Genomic DNA, 20,747 nt, shown 5'->3' with positions numbered 1-20,747 from the left:
GCACATCCATATAAGTATGGTATTTACCCATACAATACGGCGGAGTAAAGACGGTGTGTTACGCGTGCCGCGTGGCTCAATGCGTGGCGAGTAGCTTCACCGTGGTGATCTCGGCCAGGACCGCACCGTCCATGGCCCTGCGCAATTGCGCGTCGAGCCGCCAGACGCCCGGAGCATTGGGGCGGACCTGTGTCACGACCTCGGCCGTGTCTCCCACGTCCATATTGCCATGATAGGTCACGGTCCGCTCTAAAGTGTGGGTCGCCGCGGTGCGCGCTGGATCGAGGGCGAAGGCGGCCCGCTCGGCGATGGACACATAGCTCGAAAAATAACGGAACCCGGCTCCGTTGAAGTCCTCCCCTACACAGGGCGTGAATATGAACCGAGCGGCTTCTCCGCGGTCGATGATGGGGGTGAAGGGCTCGGGCCGGGTCCCGGACCAGGCTTCGAGACCATCCAGCCCCGGCACGTTCACCCGGGACACGCGCCGGTTGGAATGCCCATCCCGCAGCACGAAGCAGGAGAAGAGCGTGACGGAACCCACCGCCCGCCCGTCGATCTCCAGAACGTGGCGGCTGAGGAGCTGCGTGCGCGAGAGCCGCCACATGCGCGAAGCTAGGGCGAGCCTGCTGTCCTCCTGCTCCTGCTCGACGAGCCCGCCTCCGGCGTCTCCTCACAGGAGAAGTTCGCCATCATGGACACGTTGCGCCGATCCAGCGCCAACAGGGCATCTGCGCCCTGCTGGTGGAGCACGACATGGAGCTGGTAGAGAGCTACATCGACCGCATCATCGTCTGGAATTCTGGCCGGGTCGCCGCCGACGGGCCGCCGACCGTGGGGCTGAAGAGCCAAGAGGCGCTCGAGAAGCTCACGGGGGCTTGTGATGCTGCTCGACGTGAAGAACAGCTGCGCCTCCATCGACGGCGTGACCGTGCTGCGCTCCGTCAGCATGGGGCTCGACGCTGGCGAGACGGTGGCCCTCATCGGCCGCAACGGCGCTGGCAAGGCCTCGCTGCTGCGTGCGGTGATGGGGCTGCTCGCCCTCGATTCCGGCGAGGTGGCCTTCGCCGGGGAGACGCTCTCCGCGCTGCCGGCCCATCTGCGCGTGGGCCGCGGCATCGGCTACGCGCCGGAAGACCGGCGGCTGGTGGGCAAGTTCTCCGTGCTGGAAAACATCCTGGTGCCGGCCTCGGCCCTCAGCCTCACCACGCGAGCGCCATGGACGTGCGTGGCCCCGAGCTCGACCTCATCGGGGCAGCGGTGAAGGAGGCCGGCGTCCACGTAGTACTCGGCATTATCGAGCGCGACGGCGGAACGCTCTATTGCACCGTACTGTTCTTCTCCCCCAGGGGCTATCTCGGCAAGTAGAGGAAGCTCAAGCCCACCGCCATGGAGCGCCTGGTGTGGGGCTATGGCGACGGCTCCACCCTGCCGGTCTACGACCCCCCCATCGGCCGGCTCGGCTCGGTGATCTGCTGGGAAGACTACATGCCGTTGCTGCGCATGGTCATGTATTCGAAGAACATTGAATTGGACTGCACGCCCACCGCCGACGACAGCGACACTTGGCAGATCTTCATACGCCTCATCGCGCTGGAGGGGCGCTGCTTCGCGCTATCCGCCTGCCAGTACGTGACCCGCGACGCCTTCGCCGAGGATTACGACCCCATCCGCACCTATTGGCCGGGTTTGCCCGACGGAGCCCTCCTGCCCACCTATTCGGGCATACGGCCGAAGCTAACGGGTCAGGGGGAAGCCGCGGCGGACTTCATGATCCAAGGACCGACTGAGCATGGTGTGGCTGGGCTATGGAATCTGTATGGCATCGAATCTCCTAGCCTCACCGCCGCCTTGGCGCTGGCGGAGGTGGTAGTGCTACGGCTCTGATTTGATCGAACATGGTGTGTTTAGAGCACCTACCAAAACCATATTGTTAACCAAATTTGAACGAGCGTTGGGCATGGGTAAGAAGTTGTTGTCTGACGCCCTTTGGGCCGAGATTGCTCCGTTGCTTCCTGCCGCTGCGCCGCACCCGAAGGGCGGGCGGCCCCGGGGGCGGACCGCGAGGCGCTGATCGGCATCTCCCGCCTGTCGAAAGTGGATCGCGAAAAGCCAAAGCGGTTCAAGGGGGATGAGATCGGCTACTTCCATATCGACATCGTCGAGCTGCATTATGAGGGCGGGAAGACCTCCCCCTTCGTCGCGGTAGAACAGACCTCGAAGCTTGTCTTCGCCAGGATTTATCGCTAAGCGCCCAAGCTCGTGGCTGCGGGCTTCCTCAAGGCCCTCGTCGACGCCCCGCCCCCTATCGGGTCCACATGATGTTGACTGATAACGGCGTGCAGTTCTTCCAGTACGACAGGAGAGCTGCAGAGGGCCTCGTAAGCCACGCCTTCAGCAGGAGCTGCGCCGAGCGTGGCATCGAACATCGCCTGACCAGACACTATCATCCGTGGACCAATGGCCTGGCCGAACGCATGGTGTGCACCATCAAGGAAGCGGCCGTGCGTTCCTTCCACCACGCCTCACTGACCGAACTGAGGCACCACGTCCGCGATTGGCTCCTGGCCTACAACTATGCCGAGCAACTCAAGGCGTTGCGTTTCAAGACACCATTCGAAGTCATCCAGCAGATCGCCACCCAAAAGCCCGAACTCTTCGTTCGCGATCAAACCATGACTTGCTGGGACTAAACACCTAGGGAAGCGTATAGGCCGTTTTGATGGATGTATAAAACTCTGCCGCGGCACGGCCCTGCTCGCGAGGGCCGTAGCTGGATCGTTTCCGCCCGCCGAAGGGGACGTGGAAGTCCACCCCTGCGGTTGGCAAGTTCACCATCACCATGCCGGCTTGGGCCTTCTGGCGATAGACCGAAGCCATTTTCAGGCTGGTCGTACAGATCCCTGACGCAAGTCCGTATTCGGTGTCGTTGGCAAGATGAAGCGCCTCCTCGAAGTCCCGAGCTTCAATCACACAGGCGACCGGGCCGAAGATTTCCTCCCGTGCGATACGCATGTCGTTCGTCGCACCAGTGAACAAGGCTGGGACCATGAAGTACCCCGGGGTGAGACGCTCCAGCACCTCTCCACCGAACGCAAGATGCGCGCCTTCCGCCTTGCCGACGTCGATATAGGTGAGGTTCGACGCGAGCTGGCTGTCGTTCACAACCGGACCCACTTCGGTTCCCTCGTGCAGAGCGTGCCCGACGGTCAACTGCTCGAGCCGCCGGATCAGCGCGTCGACGAACCGATCATGGATACCACGGGTCACAATGAGCCGCGACGACGCTGTACAACGCTGGCCGGTCGAGAAGTAGGCCCCATTGACCGCGCAGTCGACAGCGATGTCCAGGTCCGCATCGTCCAGCACAACGAGCGGGTTCTTGCCGCCCATCTCAAGCTGAACCTTACCAAACCGGGACGCAGCCGCAACGACGATCCTCTGACCCGTGGCAACTGAGCCGGTGAAGGAGATCCCGTCCACGCGCGGGTCATTCACCAGCGTATTGCCGACCACTGATCCCGGTCCATTGACGAAGTTCAACACTCCGGCCGGCAGTCCACTCTCCTGGAGGACCGAGACCAGCGACCATGCGGAAGCAGGCACCAGCTCGGCCGGCTTGAATACCACCGCATTCCCGTGGCACAGGGCGGGGGCGATCTTCCAGGCGGGAATGGCCATAGGGAAGTTCCACGGTGTGATGATTCCCACGACCCCGAGGGGCTCGCGGGTCACGGTTACTTCGATCCCGGGGCGTACAGAGGCCAAGGACTCCCCTGCCAGCCGCTGGGTTTCGGCCGCGAAGAAATCGAAAATCTGTGCCGCCCGGGTGACCTCTCCGATGCCCTCGGCAAGCGTCTTGCCTTCTTCGCGGCTCAACTGGGTGCCAAGCTCCTCTCGGCGCGCCATCAGAAGTGTCGAGGCCGAGCGAAGGATGGTGCCGCGGGTCGCTGGGGTCGTCGATGACCACGCCGGGAAAGCGGCGCGTGCGGCGGCGATGGCGTCGAGCGTGTCCGCTTCGGTCGCCCGGGCGAATTCTCCGACGACATCCCCTGTATCGGAGGGGTTGATATTCATGACACCGCTGGTGCCGACCCACTCGCCGCCGATCAGATTTCGATAGGGTTGCATGATTGGCCGTCTCACATCACCGAACGATACAGGTCGCTGACCTGTTCGAAGTTCATGTCGCGCGGGTTCGTTGCAATCAGGCGGGTGATCTTCTCCGTTACCTCCCGCGCCATCGGGGCGATGTCGGCTTCGGTCACGCCGAGCTTGGAGAGGCGGGTCTCCAACCCGCTGGCAGCCAGCATCTGTTCGAGGCATCCGACGAAGGCCTGTGCGGCATCGTGATCGGAACCGAAGCTCCGGCCGGGCATCAGGATGGGGGCGAGTACCGCGTATTCGCGGGTCGCCGCCGGCAGGTTGAAGCGGAACACCGTCCCCATGACCAACGCGTTCGAATGTCCATGAGGGATATGGAACCGCGCTCCCAGCGGATAGGACAGCGCATGGACAGCCGCGACCGAAGCATTGACGAATGCCATGCCGGCCATGGTCGCTCCGAGAAGCATGTTGGTCCGAGCTTCAAGGTCTCGTCCGTTCTTCAGCACGGCTAGGAGATTTCCCCCCAGAAGAGCAAGCGCCTTGACCGCCAGCGCGTCCGAAAGCGGGTTCTTGCGCGTGCGGCTCGTATAGGCCTCGACGGCATGGACGATGGCGTCGAGGCCGGTGGCCGCCGTCACGGGCGGCGGCATCCCAAGCGTCAGCTCGGCATCGAGGAGAGCGATGTCGGGCATGAGCTGCGGGGCATAGATGGCCTTCTTCTCGTTTGCATCGTTCGTGAGAACCGACACGAAGGTCACCTCCGACCCGGTGCCGGCGGTGGTGGGAATGGCAACCAGACCCAGCCGGCGCCCGACGACCTTGTCGGCGCCCACCATCTCATCGAGGGGCTGGTCCGAAGCGGCGCTAACCGCCACCACTTTCGCGGTGTCGATAGAGCTGCCGCCGCCCAAGCCGACGATCAGGTCTGCTCCAGCGGCGAGTGCGACTTTCGTCGCAGCACGCACCACACAATAGGGCGGGTCGGCCGCGACCTGATCAAAGACGGTGGTCGCGATCCCGGCCGCGCGCAAGAGATCCTCCGCGCGACGGGCAAAACCGCAGGCGACAATCCCCGGATCGGTGACGATGAGCGCGCGACGCCAGCCGGCGTCAGCCGCAAGTTGCCCAACACGCGCGAGACCGCCCGGCGCACTGACGATCCGTGGCGCCGTCAGGAAGACGAGTTCAGACATGTTTTCTCCCGTTATCGACATCCGGGCGGCCGCCGGGCAGCCACCCGGACCTGTCACCCGATCATTTGGTCAGCGCAAATCCGCTGTAGCCTTTCGCCGCGACGTTGTTCACGGTGTCGAGATAGGTCGGCAGACCGCCCGGGTAGACCAGGATTTCGCGAGGCTTCCCGGGAATGTTCGCGCCGAGATACCAGGAATTGGCGCGGGGAAAGAGCGTCATGTCGATAATCTTCTTGGTGTCCTCTGCCCAGGCATCGGCGGCATCCGGCTTCGCCTCCACACGCTTGATACCATTTTGGTCCATGTCCTCGATGAACTTGAGCAGCCAGTCCCCCTGAAGTTCTGCACATGTCGGACCGTTGCAAAAACCAGACGGGCTCTGCGGTCCATAGAGGAAGAGCAGGTTGGGGAATTTGGGGCTTGCGACCCCGAGATGGGTCTTGATTCCATTCGCCCAGTGTTCGCGCAGGCTACGCCCGTCGGTGCCTTTGATATCGATGGCCACGAGGCCACCGGAGACGGCATCGAAGCCCGTCGCGTAGACGATCACGTCGAGAGGATATTCCTCGCCGCCGGCGACAATCCCAGTCTCGGTGATCCGCTCCAGCGGTGCCTCCTTGAGATCGACGAGCGTCACGTTCTCCTGATTGAAACATTCATAATACCACTGCTCGAGGCAGGGACGCTTCACGCCATAAGGGTGCGGCGGGTTGGTGGGCGCAAGCTTTTCGTGCAGCGCCGGGTTCTTAATGCGTTTCCGAGTCTCTTCCCGCCAGAAGCTATATTGCGCGTTGTTCGCATCCTCGTTCACCAGTACGTCGTTGAAATTCCCAAGCCACCAGTTGAAAGCCCCGGTTTTCCAAACTTTTCGGAAGGTTGCCTGACGCTCTTCCTCTGACACCTCCATCGCACCATGCGGCAGGAAATCGAACTCGAAACCAGCGAAGGTCCTGGCGCGGGTCGCAAACATTTCGGGGTATTTTTCTTTCAGCCTTGCATTCTCCGCCTTGGAGATTTTTTGCTGCCGCATCGGAATTGTGAGGTTCGCCGTGCGCTGAAACACAGTCAGCTGCGCAGCTTCCTTGCTTGCTTCCTGGATCACCTGAACCGCGCTTGCGCCCGTTCCGATCACGCCCACGCGCTTGCCCTTGAAATCGACGCCTCCTTGCGGCCACAGGCCGGTGTGATGCGCCTCGCCCTTGAAACTGTCCCGACCGGGAAAGTCAGGAATCACCGGCTTGGCGGCGAAGCCCGTGCAGAGGATGAAAAAGCGACAGGTACTCATCTCACCGGTGCTGGTCTGGACACGCCAGACGTTATGTTCGTCGTCGAAGGTTGCTCCGGTGACCCGTGTGTTGAATTTACAATCCTTGCGGACATCCCACTTGCTATCGACATAGTTGAAATACTCGCGCAGCTCGTTCCACGCAGGAAACTTCTCCGAGTAGTCCCAGTCCTTCCACAATATTGGATCTGAGTATTGGTAGATCGCGCCAATGGTATCCACGCGGGCACCGGGGTAGCAGTTCCAATGCCACACCCCCCCAACGTCACTACCAGCTTCGATCAGCCGAACATTATAACCCCGATTTCGCAGATGATAGAGCTGATAGATACCTGCAAAACCGGCACCGACGATGATCACGTCGAAATCAGCCGCGTCGTTCTGCACTTTGTTGGCCATTTCATCCCTCATGTGTTTGGCGACGCCTCGTCCTGAAGCGCGGGTCGTTGATGTGCCGGGGTCAATCCCAATGGGAACCGTTGATCGGCAGGGCCGCGAATTCGCCGGGCTCATGGCAGAGGTAGAGCGGGATTCCCGACCGCTCTAGCTGCTTGATCTTCAAGCGCGAAGAGGTCATGGCCGCGCAGCTCCAATCCCAAGGCATGGGGATCAGCGCTTCGAACTGATCACGCTGGTGGGCGATATCGCCGCCCAGCATGAAGCGGCCGCGGTGCGCCAGCGTCACGAGCAACACCTGCATGCCCGGCGCGTGGCCAGGCGACTTGATGAGACGGAATGTGCCGTCGCCGAAAAGATCGAGATCGCCGTCGATCTCGAGCACGTTCAGCTTATGGATATCCTTGAAATCATTCTGGCAATACACCGGACGCGTCCAGGCATCCGGGAACAGCGCATAGCGCAATTCATCCTTCTGCATCACATGAAGGGCATTCGGGAAATAGCTCATGCCGCCAGCGTGATCGAGATGCAGGTGCGAGTAGATGACGTAGCGCACGTCGTTTGGCTGGATCCCCAACCGGTCGAGTTGCCGGTCGATGGCATGGTCCCGCGTGAAACCATGCGCGCCAAAAGCGTCTTTGATCCCTCTGCCCCAATAGGACTCTGCCCGATCCGGATCAGCGACAGCATCGTTGCAGCCCGTATCCCAGAGAACCACCCCATGCTGGGGATGCTCGAAGATCGCGACGGTCGTTGGGACCGACACCCCGCCCTCGGCAAAGGCCACGAGTTTTGCCTTGGCGAGCGTCAATGGCCCTGCATCCACGACAGTCATTTTCGGTCCAGACACTGTTTCCTCCTTCTTTTCGCGAACAATCAATCTTCTGGAGAAGCCCAGATGATTCCGTCGTCTTGAATCGAATTACTCGGCGAACTGCTGTTGTTCGCGTCCTACTCGCAGCACCATGATGGCGTTGCGGACTTCCGCCCAGCTTGGAAGCGGGACCGGCACGCACGAACCGCTAGGATTCCGGGCATCCTCCGACACAGCGGGCAGCGACTAAGAACGCCGCACGGCGTCTTTCCAGAGGTGGATCTCCGTTTTCAGCGAGGCGACCCTGTATCTATTCAGAACACCTGCATCACGCGGACGGTGCCGCGAAAGTCCTCTGGAAATCCTCCGGAGGTGTTGAAGTCCCGCTGAACCTGTCCGAGAACCTGAAAAGTCGGAGTTACGAACGTGGAGAGTTCAAGCCGGATCTGGTCACGCTCGGTGGCGCTCCCGGTCTGAATGCCGTCCAAATACTCAGTTCCGCCCCACAATTTTGCATAGCCCGCAGCGACAGACCAGGTCTTCGATAAGCTATAGGACAACCACGCCTGAATCTGATAAGTATTGTTCTGAGCTAGGCTTTGCCGTCCTGCCCCGGCTTCATTATTAACCCCGTACCACGTCACGTCTGCTGTGAGCTGTAGCGCAAAGCCGTTGCCTAGGCCCTGATACCAGCCCGCCTGCAGATCCAGCTTCCAACGGTTTTCGCCCATGTTTAGAGGGCTTCCTGCGTCGTATTGACCAAGCGGAACGAACAGATAAGGCGTGAGCCCGACATAAGTCTGCGTCGCAGAGTTGTTCACGAGCCACACTGGCATCGCGAAGATCGGATCGCCGAATCCGGCGGCGGACCCGAGATTCACCCCGCCCAGCTTCGCATCGTAAAGCGTTCCGGCCGGGACAAGAACCTGAGGAGCGACTGTGAATCCGCCTACATCGAAATAATGCACGTAGCGAAATATATTTACATAGGATGACAACCCGGTATCCGCGGAGATTACAACACCAGAACTGCTCACATACTCGCTGCGGTCAGCATATTGGCTGTAGAAAAGCAGAAGATTTGTGCCTGGCGCCGCTGGAAGGTAATCTGAGGAATTCACGTCGATCGCCGCCGCGGGCGTGACGCCGACGCAAAGTGCCGCGGCACATGCCAATTGAGTTTTCCAGCCACCGCACATAGGTCCGGGCTTGTCGGCGTGACGACGTTCCTTCGTCTGCAGGGTGCTATCCATCTTTGCGTTTCCCCTTCTTCTCGTTCATCGCCACGCTTTTGGACGTCAGCAAGCTGCGGCTCGCGACCGCAAGGAGCATTTACGCTCCTGACGATCACTGCCGGCTCGCACTGTTCAGCTGCATGCGGCGCTTTTGGCCGGAAACGATTGGCAAGACCGATGCCAAACTCGAAAACCCGTATAAACATATGATAATATTTATGTTTGCATTCTTGCGATCTGTGGCAAGCGGTAGGGATTCCGGACTGATCGTCCCGACAAGAAGCCGAGTTCCGGACTCGCCGGCGTGGCATTTCGGAACCGCCGACAGGTCTCCAGGCTGCCGCCTCGTCCGCGTCCATCCCAGAGCTTGACGCCACGGCCCATCTTCTCGCGCTCAGCCATATCGAGCTTGACCGAGCGAGGGCGATTTATAGAATTCGAGCAAAATCAAAAGCCGACCGTGGAAAGATCGGTCATCTGCGCCGCTCGAGCATGAACGGCGAAGAGACTGCCAGAGGTTTGCTGCCGGTAGGGGAGGAAAACAATGAAAACGACTTCTGCTGCTCCCGAGATTGCGGCGACGTCTGAACTGGACATTCGATCGACCACCCGCGCTTGGGAGGACTTTCTCTCCGGCAAGGAGGAGGAGCTCCTGAAGGTTCGTCGCGTTGTGAGCCGGTCGTGGCGTCGCTCGTTGGCGGCCGGGGTCGATCCGTCCATGACACGTGCACCACGTGTCATGGAGAACGACGAGCTTGAGCGCCTGCGCCAGAATGCACGTCTACTTCTGGACTCCAGCCGGTCAATCCTCGATCGGCTCGATCCCCATCTTCGAAGCACGCAAAGCATCGTGCTGCTGACGGATGCCCGGGGCCTGGTGCTGGATGCGATTGGCGATCCGCGGATCCGCGAACTCGGTCGTGAGGCTCATATCGATGCCGGAGCAACATGGAACGAAGCACGAAGCGGAACCAACGCAATCGGCACGGCTCTTGTCGACAACGTTCCAGTTCAAATCCACGCCAGCGAGCATTTCTGTGCCGCTGTGAAGCGGTGGACTTGCGCGGCCGCGCCCATTCACGACCCCGTGGATGGAGAGATGATCGGTGTATTTGACATCTCCGGGCCCGAGGACACCGTGCATCCCCTGTGTCTTGCCCTCGCCATGTCGGCGGCGGCTGAGACGAAGGCCGATCTCAGCCAGAAGTACATCCGGGAGGAGCTCCGGCTCCGGGCCTGGTTCGAGGACATCATCCGGCCCTCGACAGCCGACGCCGTCATCCTGTTGGACCGTAAAGGCCGACCGGTGCGGGCGTCCGGACCACCGGCATTGGTGCGGGAACTCATGCGCCGGATCGGCCAGAGCAACCCACCGAATCGGGGCACACGTCTTTTGCGGCTCGACACCGGATCTTTCGAGATGACCGTGTTCGACGCGGGGATGAGAATGGAGACCCTGACAGATGGTGCGGATAGTCTCGGCGTCATGCTGATCCTTCCCGCCGCCGGCATCTCCGGAATGCCGAGGCGGCCGCTGGGGGCGGCTCCGGACTCCAGCGATCCATTCTGGCAGGTCGGCGGCCAATCGGAGGTGATGAGACCCATTGTGGCCCGGGCTCGGCAGATTGCACGCACCGCTGCTCCAGTGCTGATCCTGGGCGAAACCGGCACCGGCAAGGAGGTCATGGCGCGCGCGATTCATGCAGCCTCTCCACGGGCGAGTGGTCCTTTCGTCGCGGTCAACTGCGCCACGCTCAATCGCGAGTTGGCGGCAAGTGAATTGTTCGGTTACACCGCCGGAGCATTCACCGGAGCGAGACGGGAAGGGCGTACGGGCTATTTCGAGCTCGCGGACGGTGGCACCTTGTTCCTCGACGAGCTTGGCGACATGCCGCTCGACGTGCAGGGCCATTTTTTGCGGGTACTGGAGAGCGGCACCTTCCAGCGGGTCGGCAGCGGCGACGAGCGATCTATCAGCGTGCGGGTGATCGGCGCAACCAATGTCCCGCTGAAAGACGCAGTGGGGGCGGGGCGCTTCCGCGCGGACCTTTTCTTCCGGCTCAATGTGGGACAGATCTCGCTCCCGCCGTTGCGTCAGCGCCATGCCGATATTTCCGACCTGACCGAGACTCTTTTGGAGCGCATCAGGCAGCGGTATGAAATGCCAGGCCTCGTCCTCGACCCGGCTGTGCTCGCAGTCTTTCGGGCATATGACTGGCCCGGCAACATCCGCGAGCTCGCAAATGCGCTCGAAGGCATGGCGGCGGTTTCCCAGGATGGGATGCTCGCTCCCGATCTCCTGCCCGCGACATTGGCGGAAGCGACTGGCATCGGCGCCGAGGAGCTCGGGACCTTGCGCCTCAGCGAGCGGGAAGTGATCGTGCGGTGCCTTAGGGAAAATGGCGGCAATCGCGCGCAGGCGGCTCGGCAACTGGGGGTCGCGAAGAGTACGCTCTACGCGAAATTGAAGCTCTACCGCATCAATTGACCAGCCAAACAGTCAGGATATCACTCGGAATTTCCGCTTATATTCAAGTATATAAGCCGAAACCTCCGATTGGCTCGGTACAGAAAGCGAGTATTTACAGTATACCATTTGATACACCGACCTGTCTGTTAAAGCCATAATGCTCAGGTAAGCGATGCTCTGTCCCGCCTTTAAATCAAGCGCAGAGGGGCTGGTCCTGCGGTTCGAGGCTTTCACCGGGGTGGACCACCGCCGGGAGTGGCTCTCGAGGAGGAGGCGCGGATTGTCGTCAAGAACTTCGAGTCTGGGGCCACAGTGAGTGCGGTGGAGCGGCACCCTGCCTTGTCGCCCCAGCAGCTGTTCACTGGCGGCGGGAGGAGTGTGAGGCGAGCGAGAGGCTCCCTGTGTTCATGTCGGCAGTGGTCGCGCCAGAGTCTGCTCCGTCACCGGATCTGTTTGGGCGGGGGCTAAGTCCCAAGCGTCTCCTTCGGCAACGTCGCGCGGCAGCCATCGAGGTCGACGTCACGGGGGTCAAGGTGATGGTCGAAAACTATACCTCGCCGGCCACCTTCGCGGCAGCGATCGGCCCGACCGGCACGGTCCGTGGCATGGTGGGGACGCGGCTAGAGGACGGGCAGTTCCCCTCGATCAGCGTCGGATGCATAAGGCGCAGCGCACGACGACATCGGCCGCAGCCAGCTGATGTGGCTCACGAGGGCCTTGCGAATATGGTTCTGTCCAGGTCATGGACTCGCTCTTCACCGAGATTCCCCGCGATCCCGTGACGCTCCGGGCGATGCTGATTGCGCGGGACGCGGAGATCGAGCGCCTGCGCCAGATCATCAAGGAGATGCAGCGTCACCGTTGTGGACGGCGGGCGGAGACCTTGCCCAAGGACCAGTTGCTCCTTGCCCCGGAAGAGGCGGAACAAGTCGAGGCCGTCTGCTTCGCCACGTCCGAGGAGCAGGTGCCGGCCGCGAAGGCCGAGCAGGTCGCCAACGCCGTGCGAACCGAGGTGCGCTGGCCGCCCATCAGCCGCGGATCGAGACCGCTGTCGATATAGAAAGGGACATCTGCCCGTGCTGTTCCGACAAGCTGCACCGCATCGGCGAGGACGTGGCCGAGCGGCTCGACGTGGTGCCGGCTGCGCACAATGAACGTCCTGCCCGCAGCTTCGCCATTTGTTTTCCCTCGATCTACTGTTGAGCCCTCGGATTTGAGGCATTTTCCGCTTGCGCCTCTCGGGCAGGTCCCTCTTTCCGAATCGATCTGGACTGACTGGAAGAGGGCAGGAGGCCCGTCGAGTATCGGGACGGGCTCAAATTCGGCCGGACTATATTATGACCAGCAAGAAAATGAGAAACTCATCAGCTTGATCCGATCCAAGGACGGCCGATGCGGAATGGCTTGCCATTCCTTCGCCATTGATCCTCTCTCGAACGCCTCTTCGATGCATGGCGAGCAACATATATTGTGAAATACGCAATGCGCACCGATAAAACCGCCTCTATATTTTTATCTGAGCTTTCGAACGCCAATGCATGTGTGGAGGACCTTGTGAGCAACCACGAAACCATCCAGCCGAACTACCTGAGCTTCCCGTCGACACTCGTTAATGTCGGGACAATGGAGTGGAAGCCAACAAAGTATCCTGGCATCGAAATCAAGGTTCTTCTCAAGGATGAACAGAGCGGCCTGCTCACGGCTCTTTTCCGGTGGGCGCCTGGCTCGATGCTTCCCCTGCACGAGCATGTGGAGGTCGAGCAGACCTTCGTTCTTGAGGGCAGCTTCGAGGACGACGAGGGCGAAGTCACGGCCGGCAACTATGTGAGCCGCCCGGCAGGCAGCCGCCATGTGGCCCGTTCGCCCAGGGGCGCGATCATTCTGTCCTTCTTCCTCAAGCCCAACGTGTTCTTCGGCGCGAGCGGGGAGAAGGAAGTGTTCGACGCCCGCCGTTCGTGACCGGTCGGCGGGCTGAATCAAGATCGAGGAGACGCACGTGGACGCTCCGAATACGACAACTCATCGTGTAAGCGGCGGGCAGCTGCTCGTGGACGTCCTGGTCGCCGAAGGCGTGAGCCGGGTGTTCTGCGTGCCGGGCGAGAGCTATCTCGCGGTGCTCGATGCCCTCCACGACGCGCCAGGCGTGGACGTGGTCGTCGCCCGGCAGGAGGGCGGTGCCGCCATGATGGCGGAGGCCGATGCCAAGCTCACCGGCCAGCCCGGCATCTGCATGGTCACGCGCGGCCCCGGCGCCACCAACGCTTCGGCCGGTGTCCATATCGCCTTCCAGGATTCCACCCCGCTCATTCTCTTTATCGGCCAGATTGCCGGCGACGCCATGGGTCGGGACGGTTTCCAAGAGATCGACTACCGCCATATGTTCGGTCCGCTAGCGAAATGGGTCGTCCAGATCGACGATGCCGCCCGGATTCCCGAGCTTGTGAGCCGCGCCTTCCATGTGGCGACTTCCGGCCGGCCGGGGCCGGTGGTCGTCGCGCTTCCCGAGGACATGCTGACCGACCTCGTGGAGGCGCCGGTGACCCCGGTGCCCCGCCATCGCAAGCTTGAGGCCGCTCCTGCGGCATCGGCGATGGAGGAGATGCACCGCCGCGTCGATGTCGCCACCGCCCCCTTGATGATTGTGGGCGGTCCGGGCTGGGACGACGACGCGCGCCGGAGGATCGTCGCCTATGCGCAGTCCCGCGGCCTTCCCATCGTGGCGTCATTCCGCCGGCAGGACGTCGTGGACAACGATCTTCCGAACTATGTGGGAGAGCTGGGACTCGGCGCCAATCCGGCGCTCCTTGATCTGGTGCGCCGCTCGGACCTGCTGCTGGTGGTGGGCGCGCGGCTCGGGGAGGTGCCGACGGCCGGCTACACCCTGCTGGGGATCCCTTCCCCCGACCCGTATTTCATCCACGTCCATGCCAGCGTTGACGAACTGGGCCGGGTCTACTGCCCCGATCTGCCGATCAATGCCCCGTCGCGCGCGTTCGCCGCCGCACTGGAGGACGCTCCGTCGGCCACGCCCGATGCCGGCAGGCTGGAGCGCCTTCGGGCCGCGCGCGCGGCTTACGAGGCCTGGCAGGTCCTTCCCGTCACGCCCGGCGACCTGAAGATGGCGGACGTGATGCGGACCCTTGCCGCGCAGTTGCCGGACGATGCCATCATCTGCAACGGCGCGGGTAACTACACGGTCTGGATCCATCGGTTCCACAGGTATCGGCGCCCGCGCACCCAGCTTGCGCCCACCTCCGGCTCCATGGGCTACGGCTTGCCGGCCGGAGTCGCCGCGAAGCTGCGCGAGCCGGACCGAGCCGTCGTCGTCTTCGCCGGCGATGGGTGTTTCCAGATGACGATGCAGGAGTTCGGCACAGCGGTTCAGTACGGCGCTGCCATCGTGGTCATCGTCGTGAACAACGGGATGTACGGTACGATCCGCATGCATCAGGAGCGCCACTATCCCGGGCGGGTCGTCGCGACGGATCTCAAGAACCCTGATTTCGCCGCCCTCGCGCGTTCGTACGGAGCGCACGGGGAGGTCGTCGAGCGGCCCGACGCGTTCGGGCTAGCCCTCGGGCGCGCGCTCGCAGCTGACGGGCCGGCCCTGATCGAGCTTCGGATCGATCCCGAGGCGCTGACCCCTAATGCCACATTGGCCCAGATCCGTGCGGCCGCCGAGCGGTCGAAGGCATCGCGGTGAACGGGATCGAAAACTCCAGACGTATGGAGGGAGAAGGGATGTCCGAGGCTACTGCTCTCGTCGTAGGTGCTTCCGGGATCGTCGGCAGGGCGCTCCTGAATCACCTCGATGGCTTGCCGGATTGGAACGCCGTAGGTGTTTCGCGACGCCCGCCGGAGATGCGCACCACGGCGCGGTTGATCTCGCTCGATGTGCTCGACCGGAACGCCTGCTTCAAGGCGATTGCCGAGCTGCCCGAGATCACGCATGTCTTCTATACGGCGTTTGTGCAGAAGGAGACCTATGCGGCCGAGGTCGAACCCAACCTGACCATGCTGCGCAACGTGGTGGAGGCCGTCGAACGTGCATGCCCCAAGCTGCGCCACGTGCAGATTATGCAGGGCAGCAAATGGTACGGCAATCATCTGGGGCCTTACCCGACTCCGGCGCGGGAGGATCAGCCCCGCCATCCGTTCACCCATTTCTACTATGACCAGCAGGCGTGGCTTTCGGCGCATCAGCGAGGCAAGCCCTGGAACTGGAGCGCGCTACGCCCGCATGGGGTCTGGGGCTTCGCTGTCGGCGGGCAGATCAACATGATGCTCGCGATCGCGCTCTATGCCTCGATCATGAAACATATGGGCCTGCCCCTGATCTATCCGGGCAAGCAAGGCGCGTTCGATGCGGTGTACCAATGCACCGAGGCGACCCATCTTGCGCGGGGCATGGTCTGGGCGGGGACATCGCGCCCGGCCGAGAACGAGGTGTTCAATCTGACCAATGGCGATTTCATCCGCTGGCGCCACGCTTGGCCAGTGGTGGCGCGGTGGTTCGACATGGAGGTCGGCGGTGTCCAGACGTTCGACCTAGGGACGTTCATGGCCGACAAGGAGCCCATGTGGGCGGAGATCCAGCAAAAGCACGGACTTCGCCCCTACCGGATGAGCGACCTCACGCTCTGGAGCGCGGTTTCGATCAACATGCTCAACGCGGAATGGGATCAGATGTCGTCAATGACCAAGGCGCGCAAGGCCGGCTGGCACGAGGTCAACGACACCTACGAGATGATCGCGCGTCAGTTCGACCTTCTGGCACGGGACCGCATTATTCCATCCGCGACACAGTATCTGCGCGCGGCCTCGTGAGGCCACTACCTTCAGGCCGCTGAAGCTACGGATTCGCATCGTTTGTATCCACGGCCGTGGCCACCGGCCGCACCGGTAAACTCGTCTCCAGCCTCGGGAGTTGGGCCTTATGAACTATGTCGTCGTCGCCGAGTTCCGCGTTCAGCCGGGAAAGGAAGACATGTTCGCGGAACTCATCTGCCGGCATGCCCGGCGCTCGCGCGAGGAGGAGGAAGGATGCTTCGTGTTCGATGTCGGCAGGTACGAGGATGAACCCGACCTATTCCTGCTCTACGAGGTCTATCGGGACGAAGGAGCCTATCGGGTGCACCGGGCCGACCCAAGGCACGCCCTCTTGCTCGAGGCCGCGACACCGCTGCTCGTTCGCTGCGATGACCAGATCTTCTGGAGCCGTCATGTACTCACCAGAGTATCCGCGTCCCCCGGCTCGGAGGCCTGACCGAACGCCCCTCGGGAGGGATCGTCCCAGCTGAGCTTCGTGCTGAACCGCTCCACCAGGAAATCGATCAGGAGCCGAATCTTCACCGAGAGATAGCGGCGGTTCGGATAGACCGCATGGACCGCGGTCGACATGGCGCTGGAACTGACCTGGTAGGTGGGCAGTATGGGTAAGAGGCGACCTTCTGTGAGGTCCTGCGCCAACATCCAGAGTGGCTGCACGATGATGCCGAGCCCCTCGATCGCCGCAGCCCGCAGCGCATGGCCGTTATTGATTGTTAACGTGCCTGTCACGGGCACCTCGATGATCCCCTCGCCATTCCGGAACTTCCAGACGGCGGGGCCCTCGGAAAAAGGATAGGTCAGACAATTGTGCGTCGCCAGATCCTGCGGGCAAGAGGGGTGGCCCGCGCGGGCAAGATAGGCTGGGCTTGCGCAGGCGACGCGGTGATTGGGTGCGATCCGCCGGGCGATGAGGCTGGAATCGCGCAGCTTGCCGATCCGGATTGCGAGGTCGGCCGCGTCTTCGTTCAGGTCGAGGACCTGGTCCGTCAGGATCATCTCCACGTTCATCCGTGGGTAGCGGGCGAGGAAGTCGGCGAGAGCCGGTGCCACATGGCGATGGCCGAAATCCACCGGCGCGGTTACGCGCAGAAGCCCGTTCGGCTCGGCGATGCTCTCGCGAACGGCTTGTCGGGCGTCGTGGATTTCAGAAAGGATGCGCTGGGTGTGCTGGTGGTAGATGCGGCCAGCGTCCGTGAGGACGACGCGGCGCGAATTGCGCGTGAAGAGAACCGCGGAAAGCTCGTCCTCTAGAGCCGCGATCTGGCGGGACACGGACGACGGTGCCAATCCCATCATCCGTCCCGCCTCCGAGAAGTTGCCCGTTTCCACAATCTTCTCGAATAGGCGTATCGCGACAAGATTATCCATGGCGTCGTCCTCTCCCGTTCGTTCGGCGGGCCTTCGGCGTGCCCTGCAGTCAGACTACTTCAAGATCACCCCGACCGCGCGCCGACTCTTCGTTTCGATTTGGGCAATCAACGTTGCCCTCGACGGAACACGGTGACGCTCGCAACTTCCAGCGCGAGGCCTAATCTCCAGGAAAGAAGCAACAATGAACGCGCGGCACGAATGTCGCGGCGCCTGCGGCGCAAGAGGGAGGCCCGGATGGCGAGCTTTGGAAATCATATTGGCGGGGAGTGGGTGTCTTCCGAGGCTTTCACCACCAATATCAACCCATCAGATACAGCCGATGTTGTCGGGGAATTCGCGCGGACGAGCCGGGCAGACGTCGATCGGGCGATCGAGGAGGCGGCGCACGCGTTCCCCGCATGGTCCCGGTCACCGGTGCAATTGCGCCATGACATCCTCAAGCGGGCGGGAGATGAACTCTTCCAGCGCCGTGAGGAGATGGGCCGGCTGTTGTCCCGCGAGGAAGGCAAGACGCTCGCCGAAGGCGTCGGCGAGGCGACCCGAGCCGCTCAAATCCTGTTCTATTTTGCAGGCGAATGCCTGAGGCTGAAGGGGGATCTTCTTCCGTCGGTCCGCCCGGGGGTCGGTGTCGAGATCACGCGCGAGCCTCTGGGCGTCATCCGCATCGTGACCCCGTGGAACTTCCCACTTGCGATCCCGGCCTGGAAGATTGCCCCGGCCTTAGCCTACGGGAACTGTGTGGTCTTCAAGCCCGCCGACCTCGTGCCAGCCTGCGCCCATGCCCTGACCGAAATTCTCGTTCGCGCCGGAGTTCCAAAGGGGGTCCTCAATCTGGTCATGGGCCGCGGATCGGAAGTGGGCCAAGCCATTGTCAGCCATCAGAAGGTCGATGGGATCTCCTTCACGGGCTCGGTTGCCACGGGCCGGCAGATCGCGGCCGCCTGCGTGGGCGCGACGCCGATGAAGAAGGTTCAGCTCGAAATGGGCGGCAAGAATCCGCTGGTCGTGCTCGACGACGCCGATCTCGACGGCGCAGTCGAATGTGCCATCCAGGGGTCGTTCTACTCGACCGGGCAACGCTGCACGGCATCGTCGAGATTGATCGCCACGCAGGCCATCCATGACCGCTTCGTGGACGCGCTGACCGCGCGGATGCGCGCGCTCAATGTCGGTGACGCGCTCGACCCATCGAGCCAGATCGGCCCGGTGGTCAGCGAAACCCAGATGCGTGCGGACCTCGACTACATTCGCATCGGCAAGGAAGAGGGCGCATGCCTCGCCACTGGCGGAGAACCCCTGACGCGGGAACGAGCGGGCTTCTACCTGTCCCCAGCGCTTTTTACCGAGGTCCAAAATCACATGCGCATCGCGCGCGAGGAGATTTTCGGGCCGGTGGCGGCCGTGATCCGCGTGCGGGATTATGACGAGGCCCTGGCAATCGCCAACGACACGCCCTTCGGCCTTGCAGCAGGTCTATGCACCACTTCGCTGAAGCACGCCCAGCATTTCAAGCGGAACGCCCAAGCGGGAATGGTGATGGTGAACTTGCCGACCGCGGGGGTCGACTATCACGTGCCATTCGGGGGGAGGAAGGAATCCTCCTGTGGCCCTCGTGAGCAAGGTGCCTATGCCGCGGAATTCTACACGACGGTGAAGACATCCTACGTCGCCGCGTAATCGAGCGGTCGCCCCGCGCTCAACCGAGTGAGGCTGGAGCAATCCGGGCTATCCTGCCCCGTCTGGCTCCGAACGGCGTGGGCCGGGGCGCGAAGAACGAAGAGAATATAAACAAGACGAGGGAGAACCGCATGCTCGCGAACACTGTCGCGCCCCAATTTCAGTCTGAGCGGGCATCAGACCCGATGGACCGCCGGCATCGACTGGTTCTCGGGACCTTCACCCTCGCGGAAGCCCCTCAGGACGTGTGGGATGCGGTTCTCGACGAATATGTCGCGGCAGGCGGCGAATGGGTCGATACTGCGTTCGCCTATGGCCACGGCGAAGCCGAGCGCAAGCTTGGATCCTATCTCAGGCGGCGCTCCGCATCGTTACGAATTTCCACCAAGATCGGCCACTTTTCCGACCACGCCGCATATCGCGATCCAGGTGCCCTTCTCCAGGCTTTTGAACAGTCGCGCGAGCGGCTTGGGCGTCTCCCCGATCAGATCCTCCTGCACGAAGCGGACTGGCGGGTCTGGTGGCACAAAGAGGGAAAGCCGTTCGAGATCCGATCAGCTAAGGACCTCACCGATGGTGGCCAGAGCGCGCCGTGCCTTGCCGCGGTCCGGAAGATCGCCGACCAGTTCGCGATAAGGTGGGGCATCAGCGGAAACAACACCGCGCCACTGATGCACGCAGCCATCGACGCCAAACCTGATGTCATCCTGGTGGCCAAGCAGCTAGACCTGCTCTGGCGCACGGCGGAGCCGCTGGCGGCTCGGGCACAGGCTGGGGCCTATGACCTGTGGCTCGGTTCGCCATTCCACCAGGGCTGGCTGTTTCGGCTCGACGAGCTGGCGGCGTTCGGCGAACGTTGCAACCCTGACGTTGCGCAGGGCGCGCGGGATCTGGCGGCATTGCTGTCGCGCGTCGGAACGGGCTTGGTGGAGCTGGCGATTCCTTTCCTGCTGGATCGGCACGACATCACCCGCATCGCGGTCGGCGTTCGCCAGCCGGGTGAAATCACGCAAGTCCTGGCCTCAGCAGAACGCTCCCTGTCCAAAGAGCTGATGGCCGAAATCGACCGCATCGGCTTTCGGGCGCCGCCGATGAAGTCGCCGATGCAAAAAAGCGAACCTGCTTGAAGCCAAACCTGCCATTTTGCCTGAAAGTATTCAGATTAAATAAAATCTTTCATTCGGATCCAAGGTGAATATCGGCGAAACCGTCGACCGCCTTCCGTTGCCTAGCCCTACCCATTGCAGGCAACGAAAGCTTGGTTCCGTAGAAATCACATAACCACCAAGGCGACACTGATATCCTTCCCTTGCAAACAATAACGGCACGGCCAGCACATGGATAGCGCGTGCCAAATGAAGTCCTT

15 protein-coding genes and 3 pseudogenes are annotated in these 20,747 nt (G+C 62.1%); 11 read left to right on the top strand and 7 right to left on the bottom strand.

Annotated features, from left to right (window positions below; translation table 11 throughout):
* Positions 1-76 precede the first annotated feature (76 nt).
* On the bottom strand, positions 77-607 hold the full coding sequence (locus V5F59_RS03350) for a hotdog family protein (RefSeq protein ID WP_509211184.1): 531 nt from the start codon (positions 605-607) through the stop codon (positions 77-79).
* 276 nt (positions 608-883) lie between these two features.
* Here V5F59_RS03350 and V5F59_RS03345 point away from each other — a divergent pair, with 276 nt between their 5' ends.
* From V5F59_RS03345 to V5F59_RS03335, 3 genes and pseudogenes are all read left to right on the top strand, one after another.
* Entirely contained in the window at positions 884-1,264 is a 381-nt protein-coding gene (locus tag V5F59_RS03345; RefSeq protein ID WP_393983089.1) for an ATP-binding cassette domain-containing protein, read from the top strand.
* A pseudogene (locus V5F59_RS03340) lies at positions 1,219-1,887 on the top strand (nitrilase-related carbon-nitrogen hydrolase). Before V5F59_RS03345 ends, V5F59_RS03340 begins: the two are co-directional and overlap by 46 nt.
* A gap of 73 nt (positions 1,888-1,960) precedes the next feature.
* Positions 1,961-2,701: pseudogene (locus V5F59_RS03335) on the top strand (integrase core domain-containing protein).
* Here V5F59_RS03335 and V5F59_RS03330 read toward each other — a convergent pair.
* From V5F59_RS03330 to V5F59_RS03310, 5 genes are all read right to left on the bottom strand, one after another.
* Entirely contained in the window at positions 2,698-4,131 is a 1,434-nt protein-coding gene (locus tag V5F59_RS03330) for an aldehyde dehydrogenase family protein (protein ID WP_393983090.1), read from the bottom strand. The pseudogene V5F59_RS03335 and the gene V5F59_RS03330 sit on opposite strands and share 4 nt — an antisense overlap.
* Positions 4,132-4,142: 11 nt before the next feature.
* Positions 4,143-5,300, bottom strand: coding sequence for an iron-containing alcohol dehydrogenase (locus V5F59_RS03325; RefSeq protein ID WP_393983091.1), 1,158 nt, complete (start codon positions 5,298-5,300; stop codon positions 4,143-4,145).
* A gap of 61 nt (positions 5,301-5,361) precedes the next feature.
* Positions 5,362-6,984 carry a flavin-containing monooxygenase gene (locus tag V5F59_RS03320; RefSeq protein ID WP_393983092.1) on the bottom strand — a complete coding sequence of 541 codons (1,623 nt, stop codon included), beginning with the start codon at positions 6,982-6,984 and terminating at the stop codon, positions 5,362-5,364.
* Positions 6,985-7,045: 61 nt separating this feature from the next.
* Entirely contained in the window at positions 7,046-7,819 is a 774-nt protein-coding gene (locus V5F59_RS03315) for an N-acyl homoserine lactonase family protein (RefSeq protein ID WP_393983093.1), read from the bottom strand.
* 293 nt (positions 7,820-8,112) lie between these two features.
* The gene (locus tag V5F59_RS03310) at positions 8,113-9,051 is read right to left on the bottom strand and encodes a transporter (RefSeq protein WP_393983094.1); all 939 of its coding nucleotides are present in this window, start codon (positions 9,049-9,051) and stop codon (positions 8,113-8,115) included.
* 526 nt (positions 9,052-9,577) lie between these two features.
* Here V5F59_RS03310 and V5F59_RS03305 point away from each other — a divergent pair.
* The 6 genes and pseudogenes from V5F59_RS03305 to V5F59_RS03280 all read left to right on the top strand — a co-directional run bounded on the left by V5F59_RS03305 (position 9,578) and on the right by V5F59_RS03280 (position 16,769).
* Positions 9,578-11,521 carry a sigma-54-dependent Fis family transcriptional regulator gene (locus V5F59_RS03305; RefSeq protein WP_393983095.1) on the top strand — a complete coding sequence of 648 codons (1,944 nt, stop codon included), beginning with the start codon at positions 9,578-9,580 and terminating at the stop codon, positions 11,519-11,521.
* Between the two features lie 724 nt (positions 11,522-12,245).
* Positions 12,246-12,646, top strand: a pseudogene (locus tag V5F59_RS03300) (IS66 family transposase); the annotation flags it as partial.
* Between the two features lie 411 nt (positions 12,647-13,057).
* Entirely contained in the window at positions 13,058-13,462 is a 405-nt protein-coding gene (locus tag V5F59_RS03295; protein WP_393983096.1) for a cupin domain-containing protein, read from the top strand.
* Between the two features lie 37 nt (positions 13,463-13,499).
* Positions 13,500-15,206, top strand: a complete 1,707-nt coding sequence (locus V5F59_RS03290) for a thiamine pyrophosphate-binding protein (RefSeq protein ID WP_393983097.1) — start codon at positions 13,500-13,502, stop codon at positions 15,204-15,206.
* A gap of 38 nt (positions 15,207-15,244) precedes the next feature.
* Positions 15,245-16,330: an SDR family oxidoreductase gene (locus V5F59_RS03285; protein WP_393983098.1), complete on the top strand. Its 1,086-nt coding sequence runs from the start codon at positions 15,245-15,247 to the stop codon at positions 16,328-16,330.
* A gap of 109 nt (positions 16,331-16,439) precedes the next feature.
* Positions 16,440-16,769, top strand: a complete 330-nt coding sequence (locus V5F59_RS03280; protein ID WP_393983099.1) for a putative quinol monooxygenase — start codon at positions 16,440-16,442, stop codon at positions 16,767-16,769.
* Here the strand turns inward: V5F59_RS03280 and V5F59_RS03275 are convergent.
* Positions 16,724-17,701: a LysR family transcriptional regulator gene (locus tag V5F59_RS03275; RefSeq protein ID WP_393983100.1), complete on the bottom strand. Its 978-nt coding sequence runs from the start codon at positions 17,699-17,701 to the stop codon at positions 16,724-16,726. The genes V5F59_RS03280 and V5F59_RS03275 overlap by 46 nt on opposite strands.
* Positions 17,702-17,938: 237 nt before the next feature.
* Here V5F59_RS03275 and V5F59_RS03270 point away from each other — a divergent pair, with 237 nt between their 5' ends.
* Together V5F59_RS03270 and V5F59_RS03265 are read left to right on the top strand one after the other, a co-directional pair.
* Positions 17,939-19,381 carry an aldehyde dehydrogenase family protein gene (locus tag V5F59_RS03270; protein WP_393983101.1) on the top strand — a complete coding sequence of 481 codons (1,443 nt, stop codon included), beginning with the start codon at positions 17,939-17,941 and terminating at the stop codon, positions 19,379-19,381.
* A gap of 131 nt (positions 19,382-19,512) precedes the next feature.
* The gene (locus V5F59_RS03265; protein ID WP_393983102.1) at positions 19,513-20,508 is read left to right on the top strand and encodes an aldo/keto reductase; all 996 of its coding nucleotides are present in this window, start codon (positions 19,513-19,515) and stop codon (positions 20,506-20,508) included.
* Positions 20,509-20,747: the final 239 nt, after the last annotated feature.

Origin of the sequence: Xanthobacter nonsaccharivorans (genome assembly GCF_043194755.2) — a bacterium.
Taxonomy (GTDB): domain Bacteria; phylum Pseudomonadota; class Alphaproteobacteria; order Rhizobiales; family Xanthobacteraceae; genus Xanthobacter; species Xanthobacter autotrophicus_G.
The sequence above is the reverse complement of the archived record's forward strand: the minus strand, read 5'-3'. Positions and strand labels throughout refer to the sequence as shown.